The organism is Lacibacter sp. H375 (assembly GCF_037892425.1).
Lineage (GTDB): Bacteria > Bacteroidota > Bacteroidia > Chitinophagales > Chitinophagaceae > Lacibacter.
In genome coordinates this window covers 606,476-621,524 of record NZ_JBBKTT010000001.1, presented here as the reverse complement: position 1 = coordinate 621,524, position 15,049 = coordinate 606,476, and the positions used below count along the sequence as shown (strand labels likewise).

General features: G+C 41.8%; 13 protein-coding genes. 8 read left to right on the top strand and 5 right to left on the bottom strand.

From position 1 onward, the window contains the following. Positions 1-105 precede the first annotated feature (105 nt). Positions 106-648 (top strand): CopD family protein, encoded by a 543-nt coding sequence (locus WG954_RS02760; RefSeq protein ID WP_340433420.1) that lies wholly within the window; start codon positions 106-108, stop codon positions 646-648. Positions 649-737: 89 nt separating this feature from the next. Continuing rightward, positions 738-1,097, top strand: coding sequence for a c-type cytochrome (locus tag WG954_RS02755; RefSeq protein ID WP_340433419.1), 360 nt, complete (start codon positions 738-740; stop codon positions 1,095-1,097). Positions 1,098-1,145: 48 nt separating this feature from the next. On the opposite strand, the gene hemN is transcribed toward WG954_RS02755, so the two are convergent. After that, positions 1,146-2,510 carry an oxygen-independent coproporphyrinogen III oxidase gene (gene hemN / locus WG954_RS02750; RefSeq protein ID WP_340433417.1) on the bottom strand — a complete coding sequence of 455 codons (1,365 nt, stop codon included), beginning with the start codon at positions 2,508-2,510 and terminating at the stop codon, positions 1,146-1,148. 156 nt (positions 2,511-2,666) lie between these two features. On the opposite strand from hemN, the gene ileS reads away from it, so the two are divergent. Both ileS and WG954_RS02740 read left to right on the top strand, forming a co-directional pair. Next, a complete protein-coding gene (gene ileS, locus WG954_RS02745; protein WP_340433414.1) occupies positions 2,667-6,053 on the top strand; it encodes an isoleucine--tRNA ligase in 3,387 nt (1,128 codons plus the stop codon). A gap of 1 nt (position 6,054) precedes the next feature. Beyond that, on the top strand, positions 6,055-6,930 hold the full coding sequence (locus WG954_RS02740) for a TraR/DksA family transcriptional regulator (protein WP_340433412.1): 876 nt from the start codon (positions 6,055-6,057) through the stop codon (positions 6,928-6,930). Positions 6,931-7,094: 164 nt separating this feature from the next. Here WG954_RS02740 and rbp read toward each other — a convergent pair whose 3' ends face one another. Together rbp and WG954_RS02725 are read right to left on the bottom strand one after the other, a co-directional pair. Further along, a complete protein-coding gene (gene rbp / locus WG954_RS21685) occupies positions 7,095-7,508 on the bottom strand; it encodes an RNA-binding regulator (RefSeq protein ID WP_510182582.1) in 414 nt (137 codons plus the stop codon). A 168-nt stretch (positions 7,509-7,676) separates the two neighbouring features. Further along, a complete protein-coding gene (locus WG954_RS02725; protein ID WP_340433410.1) occupies positions 7,677-9,500 on the bottom strand; it encodes an ABC transporter ATP-binding protein in 1,824 nt (607 codons plus the stop codon). A 52-nt stretch (positions 9,501-9,552) separates the two neighbouring features. Here WG954_RS02725 and rbfA point away from each other — a divergent pair, with 52 nt between their 5' ends. Both rbfA and WG954_RS02715 read left to right on the top strand, forming a co-directional pair. Beyond that, complete coding sequence (gene rbfA, locus WG954_RS02720) at positions 9,553-9,921, top strand: 30S ribosome-binding factor RbfA (RefSeq protein WP_340433407.1); 369 nt, start codon at positions 9,553-9,555, stop codon at positions 9,919-9,921. A gap of 81 nt (positions 9,922-10,002) precedes the next feature. Further along, on the top strand, positions 10,003-11,220 hold the full coding sequence (locus WG954_RS02715; protein WP_340433405.1) for an FtsX-like permease family protein: 1,218 nt from the start codon (positions 10,003-10,005) through the stop codon (positions 11,218-11,220). Positions 11,221-11,284: 64 nt separating this feature from the next. Here the strand turns inward: WG954_RS02715 and WG954_RS02710 are convergent, their stop codons facing one another. After that, positions 11,285-12,124: a transketolase gene (locus tag WG954_RS02710; protein ID WP_340433402.1), complete on the bottom strand. Its 840-nt coding sequence runs from the start codon at positions 12,122-12,124 to the stop codon at positions 11,285-11,287. Positions 12,125-12,317: 193 nt separating this feature from the next. Here WG954_RS02710 and WG954_RS02705 point away from each other — a divergent pair, with 193 nt between their 5' ends. Then, a complete protein-coding gene (locus WG954_RS02705) occupies positions 12,318-13,487 on the top strand; it encodes an MraY family glycosyltransferase (RefSeq protein WP_340433399.1) in 1,170 nt (389 codons plus the stop codon). A 62-nt stretch (positions 13,488-13,549) separates the two neighbouring features. Then, on the top strand, positions 13,550-14,113 hold the full coding sequence (gene frr / locus WG954_RS02700) for a ribosome recycling factor (protein ID WP_340433396.1): 564 nt from the start codon (positions 13,550-13,552) through the stop codon (positions 14,111-14,113). 47 nt (positions 14,114-14,160) lie between these two features. On the opposite strand, the gene WG954_RS02695 is transcribed toward frr, so the two are convergent. After that, positions 14,161-15,027 (bottom strand): DMT family transporter, encoded by an 867-nt coding sequence (locus tag WG954_RS02695; protein WP_340433393.1) that lies wholly within the window; start codon positions 15,025-15,027, stop codon positions 14,161-14,163. Positions 15,028-15,049: the final 22 nt, after the last annotated feature.

Here is a 15,049-nt window from a genome sequence, read left to right as displayed (position 1 = left end):
TGCCTTGAATGAAATAGGTTAAAGTAAATAGTTACATCTTTATATTAAACGGGTTTGAACAGTGTGCGGTGATTTATTCACCATTCACCATTGAACATTCACAACATGTATTTATACATTAAAGCCATCCATATCATCTTCATCGTTACCTGGTTTGCGGGTTTATTCTATATGCCCAGGCTTTTTATTTACAATGTGGAAGCAAATACAAAAGATGAAACAAGCCGCAAAGTATTACAGGAACAGTTTGGTATTATGATGAAACGTTTGTGGTATGGCATTACGTGGCCGTCAGCAATTCTAACGCTCATCTTTGGTACATGGGTTTTGTTTGAAAGCGGTTATTCTAAAACTGTATTTGACCCCGCAGGAAGATGGATGCTCATCAAACTCATCTTTGTTCTTTTCTTATATCTCTATCATTTCTCCTTACATAAGATTTTCAAGCAGCAAACAGCAGGAGTATTTAACTACACTTCACAGCAACTCCGTATATGGAATGAAGTTGCAACGATTTTTTTAGTAGCTGTTGTAATGCTGGTAGTGGTGAAACAAAACCTTAGTGCGCTGTGGGGTGTGCTGGGACTGTTGTTGTTTGTTGCCCTGTTGATGAGCGCAATCAAGATATATAAGCTGCTGCGCAAGTAAACCCTGTTATTTTTTACTGCCTGGAATTTAGTGATAATTGGTTGTTTGTCGTGAAAAGAAAATCATTAGTTTTAGCCAAACAGCCATCAATGAAGAAATTTATTTTACTGACCTCACTGTGCTTATCATTTGCACTTATCATTTTCTCCTGTTCACGAAAATCTGCTGCTACCTTGGCAAGCAAAAAACAAGCGGCTCATGTTGCGATGTACGAAAGCAGTGTAAAACCGTTGATCGCTGCAAAGTGCGCCCCCTGTCATTTGCCTGCAGAAGGTGGAAAGAAAAAGCCATTCGATAATTACGACAGTGTAAAAGCAGTTGCCCAGGATATCGTTCGTCGTGTAGAATTAAACCCGGGTGAAAAAGGGTTTATGCCGTTCAAAAAATCAAAGCTTTCAGCTGAAGAAATTGCCGTATTTAAAAAGTGGGTTGAAGGAGAAGTGAAATAAGAGATACAACCCCGTCTAACGGGGTTTTTTGTTACCCGTCACTCATCATCATATCGCCTTGCTGAACATCGGTGTAATAATTTCCCTTTGCAGGTACAGATCAAATGCACTGCAGATATTGCGGATGAACTGTCGGCCTGTTTCTGTAACAACCAATCCATCATCATTCATATTGATCAATCCATCATCAAGCGGTTGCTGCAATTGCGGTAATACATATTTTTCGATCAGTCGTCTGTCTTCTCTCCTGAACACTGCATAATCTCTGCAACAGATGCTGAGAATATAATTGCGGAAAGCCTTGTCTTCATCTGTGAGAAAATAGCCTTTGAACACAGGCAATTCCTTTTGCTGAATTGCTTCGTAATATTCATGGATCGTTTTTCTATTTTGTGCAAAACCACCACCAATATCACTGATGCTTGATACACCTAATCCCAACAACATCGAAGTGTGTTGCGTGGTATAACCCATAAAATTGCGGTGAAGCTTCGCCGTTTTCCAGGCGGTGTAAAGATCATCTGTAGTTAATGCAAAATGATCCATGCCAATGTCAACATAGCCCGCAGCAGTGAGCATTTCTTTTCCTTTCAGATATAGTTGCAGTTTATCTTCCGGTGAAGGCAAATCGTTTTCATCAAACAAACGCTGGCCTCTGCTGGTCCATGGCACATGCGCATAACTGTAAAACGCAATACGGTCGGGACGAAGAGTAATCACTTCTTCAATTGTTTTGGTAATGCTTTTCAATGTTTGTTTGGGCAAACCATAAATGAGATCGTAATTCACTGAAGCAAAGCCCAGCTTTCGTGCATCGGTTGTTGCCCGCTGCACATTTTCCAAAGGCTGAATGCGGTTGATAATGCGTTGTACTTCCAGATCGTTATCCTGCACACCATAACTGATGCGACGGAAACCAAGATTGTACAAAGTTTCAAGGTGTGCGAATGTTGTATTGTTGGGATGACCTTCAATGCTGAATTCATGATCGGGATGAACAATGGAGCGATCAGTAATAAAGCGAATCAGCCGCTCAAGATTTGCGGGTGAAAAGAAGGTAGGTGTACCACCGCCCAAATGCAGTTCACGAATGATGGGTTTTTGATGGAAGAGTTCAAGGTATAATTTAAATTCCTGTTCGATCATGGCTAGGTATTCCTCTTCCAGACTGTGATTCGTCGTGATCTTTTTATTACAGCCGCAATACGTACATAATGATTCACAAAACGGCAAATGAATATACAAGCTGATGCCCTTCCGGGTATTGTGCAGTTCAAATTGCTGGGCCAGGAGGTCTTTCCATTCATCCACATCAATGCCTTCTTTCCAAACAGGAACGGTAGGGTAACTCGTATAGCGGGGAACCGGACGGTTATACTTCTTCGTCAGGCTCCTGATAGTCTCTTGTTGCATGGGGCAAAATTGCTAAAATGACCAGCCCTTCGTCCTGACAAAAAAACAAGCAGAAGATGATTGCTGTCAGTTTATGAAAACCCCTGATTTGGGTGTTCATTCACCCCCGAACTTCCGTACCTTTGGCAACTTTAAAAATAAGACAGGGATTGACTTATGAGCGTTAAGTACAGAGAATTTTCGCAGTTGAATTTACCCTCCATCGAGCAGGAGATATTGGCTAAATGGGATGCTGAACAGGCGTTTGAAAAAAGCATTGAAGTAAGGGAAGGGGCAACACCTTTTGTGTTTTACGAAGGTCCACCCAGTGCTAACGGTATGCCGGGCATTCACCACGTTATTTCAAGAACCTTGAAGGATTTGGTTTGTCGCTACAAAACCATGAAGGGCTTCAAAGTAAACCGCAAGGGCGGATGGGATACCCATGGATTACCAATTGAGTTAGGTGTTGAAAAGGAATTAGGTATTACCAAAGAAGATATTGGTGTAAAGATCACCGTTGAAGAATACAACAGGAAATGCCGTGAAGCGGTGTTGCGTTATAAAGACAAGTGGGATGAGATCACGAAGAAGATGGGTTATTGGGTTGATCTCAACGATCCTTACATCACCTTCGAAAACAGTTACATTGAAACATTGTGGTGGTTGCTGCAGCAGTTGTACAAAAAAGGATTGTTGTACGAAAGTGTAAGCATTCAACCATACTCACCTGCAGCAGGTACAGGTTTAAGTTCGCATGAATTGAACCAACCCGGCACGTACAAAGATGTAAAAGATACCAGTGCAACCGTGATGTTCCGTGCAACGCAAGATGAAAAAAGTAAATTCCTTCACGATGCAGTGCATGGTGCAGAAGTATTCTTCATGGCGTGGACAACAACACCATGGACCTTGCCAAGCAACTTAGGTTTGACTGTTGGTCCAAACATCGAATACGTGTTGGTGCAAACGTTTAATCCTTACACACACTTACCGGTGAACATTGTGTTAGCGAAAGACCTGGTGCATAAATATTTGAAAGCAGAAGGAGAAAATGGAGATTTTGAAGGCTACAATGGTGAACAGAAATTATTGCCTTGGAAAATCATCACTTCGTTCAAAGGTTCACAGCTTGAAGGTTTGCATTACGAGCAACTGTTGCCGTACGAAGCCAACAGCATTGAAGAAGTAAAACGCATTACGCCCGATGCTGATCCGTTCCGTGTGTTGGTTGGTGATTTTGTTACCACAGAAGATGGTACTGGTATTGTGCATACTGCTCCTGCCTTTGGTGCAGATGATTATCGTGTAGGAAAGAAATTCGGTATCGGCATTCTTACTATGGTTGATCGTGAAGGAAAGTTCCTTGACGGATTAGGTGAGTTCAGCAACCGTTATGTAAAAAATTATAAAGACGATCCGAATTATGTAGATGTGAATGTTGACATCTGCGTTAAACTGAAAAAAGAAAACAGGGCCTTTAAAGTAGAGAAATACGAACACAGTTATCCGCATTGCTGGAGAACAGATAAACCAATTCTTTATTATCCGTTAGATGCATGGTTTATCAAAACCACTGCTATCAAAGACAAGATGGTGGAATTGAATAAAACCATCAACTGGAAACCAAAGTCAACAGGCGAAGGACGTTTCGGTAACTGGTTAGAGAACATGGTTGATTGGAACCTCAGTCGTTCACGTTTTTGGGGAACAGCATTACCCATCTGGAAAACAGAAGATGGTGAGGAAGAAATCTGCATCGGTACAGTTGAAGAGTTAAAAGAAAATGCTTCAAAAGCAGATGCAACACTTGGTACCAACAATGCAAAATATTTAGGCAACGATATTGATCTGCATAAACCTTATGTTGATGAGATCATTCTCATCAGCCCAACAGGCAAACCTATGAAACGTGTACCAGACCTAATCGATGTTTGGTTCGACAGTGGTGCAATGCCTTACGCCCAGTGGGGATTGGATCATGAGAAAGTAAAGAATGGAGACAAGTATCCGTTTAAACTTCCTGCAGGTGTAAATAAGTTCGAAGATCTCTATCCTGCAAGTTTTATTGCTGAAGGTGTAGATCAAACACGTGGTTGGTTTTATACATTGCATGCAATCGCATCACTCGTGTATGAAAGTGTGGCGTACAAAACGGTGGTAAGTAATGGGTTGGTGTTAGATAAGAATGGTAACAAAATGAGTAAGCGCCTCGGCAACGTGGTGAACCCGTTTGAAACTATTGAAAAATTTGGTGCCGATGCTACACGTTGGTATCTCATCACCAATGCATCGCCTTGGGATAATTTGAAATTTGATATTGAAGGCATCAAAGAAGTGCAACGCAAATTCTTTGGTACACTTTATAATACCTATCAGTTCTTCGCATTGTATGCAAACGTGGACGGTTTTGCTTTTAAAGAAGCAGCTATTCCTGTAAATGAACGACCTGAAATTGATCAATGGATCTTGTCATCGCTTCACACACTCATCAAAAAAGTGACGGAGGCAATGGATGATTATGAGCCGACACAGGCAGGTCGATTAATTGAAGAATTTGTTGATGAGCATTTGAGTAACTGGTATGTCCGTTTGTGCCGCCGACGTTTTTGGAAAGGAGAGTACGAACAAGATAAGATCAGTGCTTATCAAACCTTGTACGAATGTTTAGAAACTGTGCTTCGTTTAATGGCACCGGTTTCTCCTTTCTTCAGCGATGCTATTTTCAGCGAGTTGAACAAAGTGAGTAATCGTTTTGATGCAGCTTCGATACACCATGTTGATTTTCCTGTGGCCAACGAATCATTCATCGATGCCGCACTGGAAGAACGTATGCAACTGGCGCAGGATGCCTCTTCGCTGGTGCTATCACTCCGTAAGAAAGTAAACATCAAGGTTCGTCAGCCTTTACAGAAAATATTGATCCCCGTGCTGAGCAACGGCATGAAAGAGCAATTCAGTAAGGTGGAAGACATTATCATGAGCGAGGTAAATGTGAAAGAGATCGAGTACCTCACTGCCGACAATACCTTCATAAAAAAGAAGATCAAGCCCAACTTTATCGCCCTCGGTAAAAAGATGGGAGCGAAGATGAAAGCGGTATCGGCAGCCCTCGCCCAATTCACCCAGGAAGACATCAGCCAATTTGAGCGTGAAACTGTTTATAATCTGTTGATAGAGAATGAAACCGTTCCTTTATATTTGACAGATGTAGAAATTCTAAGCGAGGATGTGCCCGGCTGGATGGTGACGAACAAGGGAGCAGTTACCGTGGCATTGGATGTAACCATTTCCCCCGAATTGCTCAACGAAGGCAATGCCCGGGAATTAGTGAACAGGATCCAGAAAATCCGCAAAGAGAGTGGTTTTGAGCTGACTGACAGAATAGCTGTACAGGTTTTAGAGAATGAGAGCCTGCAGCCTTCTATCACTCAATTTAAATCCTATATTTGCGCCGAAATTTTGGCAGATAACCTTGAATTTGTACCGCATTTATCCAATGGCATCGAAGTTGAGGTTAACGATATTCCCATAAAAGTTCAAGTACTCAAAAAAGGAGGATAGAATGGCAATTAAAAAGAAAGCAGCAAAACCTGCTCCCAAAAAGGCGGTGAAACCAGTCGCCAAAAAAACAGCAAAGCCAGCTGCTAAAAAGCCAGCTCCTAAAAAAGCGGTTGCAAAGCCTGTAGCAAAAAAAGCGGCCCCAAAGGCAGCAGTTAAGCCAGCTCCTAAACCTGTGCCGCACAAAGCGGCAAAAGTAGCTGCCAAGCCTGCTCCCAAGCCAGTGGCCAAACCGGTTGCTAAACCTGCTCCAGCAAAAGCAGTAAAGCCGGAAGCAAAGAAGCCCGAGCCGGTTGCGAAACCAGTAAGTGCTATTAAACCCACCGTTAAACAAGCAATCCAAGATTTGAAAAAAGAAGCAAAAAAGCCGGCTCCTCCAAAAGAAGTGAAGCCAATTAAAACGTCGGTAAACACCTCGGTGAAATATCAACCCGATTTTACAAAATCAGTATTAGATAAATCAGTGGAAGAGAAACCTCAAGGACCTATGGTCCGCTATAGTGATGCAGACCTCGTGGAGTTCAAAGAACTCATTCAGCGCAAACATGAAGCTGCAAAGAAAGAATTGAACTATTTGCAAGGCTTGATCACCCGTAAGGATGACCAGGGTGGTGATGGCGATGATGGCCGTTACATGACCATGGAAGATGGCAGTGTAAGTATGGAACGTGAACAACTGAGCCAGATGGCCAGCCGCCAAATCACTTATATTGATCACCTGGAAAAGGCGCTGATGCGAATCGAAAACAAAACCTACGGCATATGCCGTGTAACCGGTAAGCTTATCGATAAGGCCCGTTTACGTGCAGTGCCTCATGCTACGTTGAGCATTGAAGCAAAGATGGGTATTGTGAAAGGTCCTCAGCCTGCAGGCGAATAAGTTTACAAAGACTACTTGAAATACAAATCCTCCTGTTTAACGGGAGGATTTTTTGTTTTCAGGTATGCTGTGCTATTGTGCGTAGGGAAATACTACAGACCTACATGTAATAAAAAATCCCTCCGAACCGGAAGGATTTCAAGTATTTTGACGAATAGAGCTGATTAATAATCTCTGTTATAACCACCGCCGCCGCCACCTTTGTAGCCGCCACCGCCGCCACCTTTGTAGCCGCCACCGCCGCCGCCACCTTTGTAGCCGCCACCGCCACTACCGCCGCGGAAGCCACCGCCACCGCCGCCGCCGAAGCTGCGCTTTTTGAAGCCACCGTCGTCTTTCTTAGGCTGAGCTTCGTTCACTACAATTTTGCGTCCCTGAACGTCAGTGTCGTTCAGTTGGCTGATTGCAGCTTGGGCCTCTTCTGCATTCTCCATTTCTACAAATGCAAAACCCTTGCTACGGCCAGAGAATTTGTCGGTTAAAATTTTGGCAGAGGTTACAGCGCCAAATTGCTCAAACAGAGCAGCGAGGTCTTCGTTCGTCATGGACCAGGCCAGGTTTCCTACGTAAATGTTCACAAGAAAAAAATTAAAAAACAAAAATCATGAACCAGGATTAGCAACTGAAACCGGGGAAACTGATCGAAGGAAAAGCACCTGGAACCTCAGAAAGCATGGACTGAATTCACATTAACTCTATAAAGATAGGGGAATTATTGAGAAAAGCGAATGGGCCAAAACAAAAACTTAACGTACCTCCTGCATGTCTACCAGCTTGCGGTAAAAGCCGTTTAAGTCAACCAATTGATCGTGTGTACCCCGTTCCACAATTTCTCCTTTCTGCAACACCAGTATTTCATCGGCATGGCGAACAGTTGATAGCCTGTGTGCGATCACCAAACTGGTACGGTCCTGCATCAAATGATTAATAGCATCTTGTACCAAACGTTCACTCTCTGTATCAAGTGAAGAAGTGGCTTCATCTAAAATGAGAATCGGTGGATTTTTTAAAACCGCACGTGCTATTGTTACCCGTTGGCGTTCACCACCACTTAATTTACTGCCACGATCTCCTATGTTTTCATCATAACCATTTTCTTTTTTGGCAATGAAGTCGTGTGCATTCGCAATTTTTGCAGCAGCTTCAATTTCTTCTTTACTTGCCTCTGCTTTACTCAATGCAATATTATTTGCAATACTATCATTAAACAAAATGGGTTCCTGTGTTACAATGCCCATGAGTTGACGCAAACTATTAAGTGAATAGTTTTTAATATTCACACCATCAACCAAAATTTCACCACTGGTTACATCATGAAATCTCGGAACAAGATCAGCCAATGTTGATTTACCTGAACCACTTGAACCAACCAATGCAATTGTTTTTCCTTTTTCTAATTTGAGATTGATGTTTGTAAGAACAGTTACATCATTATATGCAAACGATACATTTTTAAATTCAATGCTTTTTTCAAACGAAGAAATAGTAACGGGGTTTATTGCTTCTTCAACTACCACCGGTGCATTGATCACTTCTTCAATACGCTCAATTGCAGCACTGCCACGTTTGGTATTGTAGTAGGCAGTTGAAAGTGATTTTGATGGGTTGATGATTTGTGTAAAAAACAGAATATAAGTAATGAAACCTTCTGATGAAAGTCCACCTGCATCACCACCTAATACCAACCGGCCACCAAACCATAACACGGCACTTAATACAAGCACACCCAATACTTCCGATAAAGGCGAAGCCATATCTTTTCTGAAATGGATCTTATTACGGAGGTGATTGAATTCTTCATTTACTTTATGAAAACGATTGCCCAATAATTTCTCCGCAGTAAATGCTTTGATAACACGAATCCCTCCAAGTGTTTCATCAAGAATAGAAATCACTAAACCATTTTTTTCACCTGCTTCGGTTGATTGTTTTTTTAATGAGCGGCTTACACGTCCAATGATCAATGCCATTATCGGTAAAAACACCAGAAGAAATAATGATAACTGCGGGCTAAGGATTATCATCCCGATTAAATAGAAAAGAATATTCAGTGGCTCTTTGATCAACACTTCCAATGCCATCATCACACTCCATTCCACTTCATTTGCATCATTACTCATGCGTGAAATAAGATCACCTTTACGTTGCTCAGTAAAATAACCAATGGGTAGTTTCAAAACTTTATCATAGAGATCACCACGCAAACGGGTGAGCACACCATTACGCATTGGTGCAAGAATTCGATAAGAGAGATAAAGAAATACGTTCTTTAACAATATGGCTGAAATAATGATCAGGCATATAAAAGCAAGTGCAGCTTCCGTTCCATTCTCAATTATCAGTTTACTGATTTGATACATGAGAAAATCGAGCAGATCAGATGCAGAGAGAATTGACTCCGGTCTTGTTGTTATCAGGTCCTCCTGGTTAAACAGGAGTTTCAAAAAAGGCGCCAGCATAGCCAGCGATACCATTGAAAAAACAATGGAGAGGAGGATACATAAAAAATAAAGAACAATCTTTCCTTTATAATCCCGCAGGTATTTAAAAATGCGTTGAAACTGTTTCATGCGTTAAACGCCGCAAAGTAACTACTTTTACAGCGTTTTAAACGTTGAAGATATGTTAGAAGGAAAAAGACAGAAACAGATAGCCGGGGTTATTCATGAGGAAATGTCAGTGATCTTTCAGAAACTGGGTTTATCAATGGTTGATGGCGGGTTGGTTTCCATCTCATCGGTGAAAGTAACACCCGATTTGCTGGAAGCCCGTATTTACCTGAGCGTTTTCCAGGCGAAGGATAATGAGGCGGTGCTGAAAAAAGTAGAAGAAAAAGCTCATGAAATAAAGCGTGAACTGGCGGCGAAAGTAAAACACCAACTGCGCCGTATACCAGAGATAAAATACTTCCTGGATGATACACTTGACCAGGTGTTTAAAATGGAAGAACTCTTTAAAAAAATCGAAGAGGAGAAGAAGGGGGAAGAGTAAGCTGCCGGTAGTTGATTGTCGTCAGTAAATTAGGTATTGACTATTCACAATTGACCATTCACCATTCACAACAATTATCCATTGAATTTTCTTTTCGCCTGGCGCTATTTCAGATCAAAGAAATCAACCAATGCCATCAACATTATTGCATGGGTAACTGTAACGGCTATGGCTGTTGGTACAGCTGCATTAGTGGTGGTGTTGAGTATTTTCAATGGCTTTGAAGGGTTGGTGAAAACATTATATTCTTCATTTTATCCGGATATACGTATTACAGCAGAGCAGCAGAAGATCATGTTGCTTGATGATGCTACGCTTGCAAAAATTCGTGTGTTGACGAACGTTACTGCAGTAAGTATGGTGGTGGAAGAAAATGTGCACCTGCAAAATGGTGATTACCGCACCAATGCAGTGATCAAAGGTGTTGATGATAATTACAACAAAGCAAGTGGTGTATCTTCTATGATCAGCAATGGTGAATTTGAGACCGGAAGTGTTGAAACACCTGCTTTGGTATTAGGTGTGGGCATTGAAAATGCCTTGAACCTGTTAAGTGATCGTGCAATAAATCCCGTTACGGCTTATTTGCCAAAGCGTGGCGTAACTTCTTCTGATCCATTAGAAGCCATCAGTACAGTGAACTTGCAACCAACGGGCTCATTTTCTATTCAGCAGGATTTTGATAACAAGTATGTCATCACAAACATTGATATACTGAAAGAAATGCTTGGCCTGAAACCAAATGAATACAGCTCAGCAGAAATTAAATTAGTAAACATAAAAGACGAAGAACAAACTATTGCAGCTTTACAAAAAGTGCTGGGCAGGGGTTATTTGGTAGAAAACAGGTATCAACAAAATCGTTCACTTTTTGCCGTTATGCAATTGGAAAAATGGGCGATCTATGGAATTCTTTCGTTGATATTAGTGATCGCTGCTTTTAATATGATCGGTGCATTAACGATGCTGGTGCTGGAGAAGGAGCAAGATATACAAATACTCCAGGCAATGGGTGGCGGAAGAAAGTTCATTCAGAAAATATTCCTGACCGAAGGTGTCTTACTTGCATTAACAGGTAGCATTATCGGAATAATACTCGCACTGATCTTTTCCTATCTGCAGGTTACGTTTAAACTTATTCCATTAACAGGTTCTTTTGTGATCGACTACTATCCGGTAAAAATTTTACTCACCGATATTTTACTTGTAATTACAACAGTGATTGTGATCGGCCTGCTGGCTTCCTGGGTTCCTTCTGTGAAAGCAGCACGACAAAAGATTTCGCTGCGGGCACAATAATCTGAGGCATAAAAAAAGCAGATGATTTTCACCATCTGCTTCTATCAATAGATTTTCTGAAAGATTAATAGTCCCCTAAGCTTGTTTCTCCTAATTGCGTGAGTGCTTTTGATAATTGATCATCGTTAGGAGCAATACCGTGCCATTCGTGGCTGCCTTCCATAAAGTCGATGCCTTTACCCATTTCTGTTTTCATCAAATTCACAATTGGTTTGCCTTTGCCGACAAATGATTTTGCTTTTTCCAGGCCGGCAACCATTTGATCCATGTCGTTACCGTTTTCAATCACCAATGTTTCCCAGCCAAATGCTTCGAACTTGGCTTTTAAATCGCCAAGGCTCATAACTTTTTTGGTAGGGCCGTCAATTTGTTGTCCGTTCCAATCGATAGTAGCAATAACATTGTCCATTTTATGGTGAGCCGCAAACATCACTGCTTCCCATATCTGGCCTTCCTGTAATTCACCATCGCCGTGTAAAGAATAAACTACTGTATTTTCTTTGTTTAGTTTTTTCGTGTAAGCCGCACCGATAGCAACACTTAAGCCTTGCCCAAGTGAACCGGATGCAATACGCACACCAGGCAAATGCTCATGAGTGGTTGGGTGACCCTGCAAACGACTGTTCAGTTTGCGGAAAGTTGCCAGTTCTGCAGCTGGGAAATAACCACTGCGGGCCAGCGTCGCATAAAAGATGGGCGAAATATGGCCGTTTGAAAGAAAGAACAGATCCTCACCCGGCGCATCCATGCTAAAGGCGGGGTTGTGTTTCATCACTTTAAAGTAGAGAGCTGTCATATATTCAGTACAACCTAAAGAGCCACCCGGGTGACCACTTTGGCAAGCATGTACCATTCTTACAATGTCTCGGCGTAGCTGCGTCGCAATTTCTTTCAGTTCTGGCATAGTTTTTTTGAATTGCGGGCAAAGCTAATAGAAAAATGTTTGCAACGGACTAAACTTTTCAGGCAAATTAAAGTCTATACCGCTTCTGTGAGCAAAAGACCGGAAACCACGATGGCATTTAAAATTACTGTTATCGCTTCCTCTTTCGGCTCAGAAAGTATAGATTTGCAACACACTTGAATTAGACAACTGCATGGATCACCTTCTTATTGGATCGGTTATTTCTTTCTTAATTACTTATTCGGCTATACCCATAATTATCAGGGTGGCAGAAGCGAAGCACCTCTTTGATGTGCCCGATGACGACCGTAAAGTGCATGTAACCCCTGTTCCCTCGCTTGGCGGCATTGGTATTTTTGCTGGCTTCATACTTGGTTTTTTAATTGCTGTGCCTGCTGGTTTGGTGGAGGTACAGTATTTCGGGGCAGCTTTTCTGGTGATCTTTTTCCTGGGGCTGAAGGATGATATTGTGGTGTTGACGCCACTCAAAAAATTTCTCGGCCAGTTATTGGCGGCATTTATTATTGTGTACAAAGGCAATATTCTTATAGATGGAATGTTTGGTTTTATGGGGTTTGAAAAAATGCCTTTTATTCTGAGTCTTGCATTTACTTACCTCACCATCATTGTAATTACCAATTCATTTAATTTAATTGATGGGGTAGATGGACTTGCAGGATCGCTTGGTATGTTTACCTCCATCTGTTTTGGTATTTATTTTGTTTTGGCCGATCAGCCATTTTACGCCATGATGGCCTTTGCTATGGCAGGAAGCCTGGGTGCATTTCTAATCTTTAATATTTCACCTGCTAAAATATTCATGGGCGATACCGGTTCCCTTTTATTAGGAATCGTGAACTCTATCCTTGTGATCAAATTTATACAGGTAGCAACATTGCCAACAGCGAAAGTTTATTTGCCAGCGGCTCCGGCTATCGGCTTTGCCATCTTGTTTGTTCCATTATTCGATACGCTTCGCATTTTTGCCTATCGTATTTTATCACGTCGCTCGCCATTCAGCCCCGATCGGAACCACGTTCATCATCTCTTACTGGCGAAAGGGTTCAGTCATAAAATGGTGACTTTTTTGGCTGTTTCATTTAATCTTGTGATTGCCGGAGCAACCGTTTTGGCAAGAGAACTGAACATCACTTTCCTGTTACTGGGGTTAATAAGTGTAGGTTTTTCCGTAATCAGCCTGCTTATTTATTCAAACCGGAATAACCGGCGCAAACTCTTTACAAACGATGTTTCAACGGCGCCAGCAGAAACAATCAATGGTGAAACAAAAGTTATCCCATTATCGGGAGGCACAGCTATAATTCCCGAAAAGGCAGATGTGGCCAAACACAAACAGTCTTAATTTTTCTGCGGCAGCAATAAACAACAATTCAGTAGGTTTGCAGCTCAATAATTTTTAATTGTATGTCAGAAGAGCTTTCGTTAATCATGGACGATGCTGAAGAGCACATGAATAAAGCCATTCAGCACCTTGAAGTAGAATTGGTAAAGATCCGTGCAGGCAGGGCAAATCCAAATATGCTTGATGGGATCGTAGTTGATTATTATGGTACCCCCACACCTATTAACCAGATCGGGAATCTCAGTGTAACCGATGCCCGTACATTGACCATTCAGCCGTGGGAAAAAAATATGTTGCAGCCCATTGAGCGTGCAATCATCAACTCAAATATTGGTCTTGCGCCTCAAAACGATGGCAATATCATCCGTTTATTTTTACCGCCACTAACCGAAGAGCGTCGCAAGGAATTAGTAAAGCGTGTGAATGCCGAAGGTGAACATACAAAAGTAGCTGTGCGTAATATCCGTCGTGATGCAATTGAACAAATCAAGAAACTGCAAAAAGAAGGATTAAGTGAAGATGCAGCGAAAGATGCGGAGAAAGATGTTCAGACCTTAACAGATAAATACAGTTTACAGATCGATAAACATCTGGAAGCAAAGGATAAAGAAATCATGTCGGTTTAACCGAACAAATAATTCAAGAAAAGGGGTGCAATTGCAACCCTTTTTTATTACCTATTGGTAAGATACACACCGGAAAGAATGATCAACAATCCAATGATCTCCAGCTGACCAATTGTTTCGCCTGCCAGTAACCCCCATCCAATTGCTACGAACGGAATACCATAAGTAACCATAGTAGAAAATAATGGTCCTGCTCTTTTCATAAGCATGTAAAAAAGGATCGAAGCAATGGCAGTTCCGAAAACACCCAACACTACGGAAGCGCCTACTGCTCTTATCACTGCAAAATCAGTAAAGTCGTGTTTGGCAAAACCTGCCAGTAATAAAACAGTTGTTGCAGGAATGATCAATGAAACAAATGCAATGGCAGCAATATCAAGCGAGCCCACATGTTTTAAATAACGGTTGATGAGGTTTACATTCAAACCATACGAAAGTGTTGCAACCACAATGAGTGATGCCAGAAACACATCACTGTTGGCACTGTCTGCTTTCTGTGCCAAAAAAAGCAACAGCATTCCACCGAAACCGATCAATACCCCAACCAATTTTTTCCAGGGCACAGCTGATTTAAACAACAACGCACCAATCGTAATTACAAACAAGGGTGTTAATGCGTTCAGCATACCTGCCAGTGCACTATCGATCTTTGTTTCTGCAACACAGAAAAGGATGGCCGGTATAAAGCTTCCAAGCAATCCCGATACAACTAATAGTCCAAGATCTTTTCGCTGCATACGTTTGAAACTGCCAATGGCAAAAGGAAGTAATACAATACCACCGCTGAACATACGCATGGCAGCTACTTCATACGCCGATAGTTGTTTCAATCCTTCTTTCATGAGTATGAATGAGCTACCCCATACAAGACACAGAATAAGAAACAGAAGCCAGTTGAAAAGTTTTGGATGCATAAATGAAGATGCAAAGGTTCGT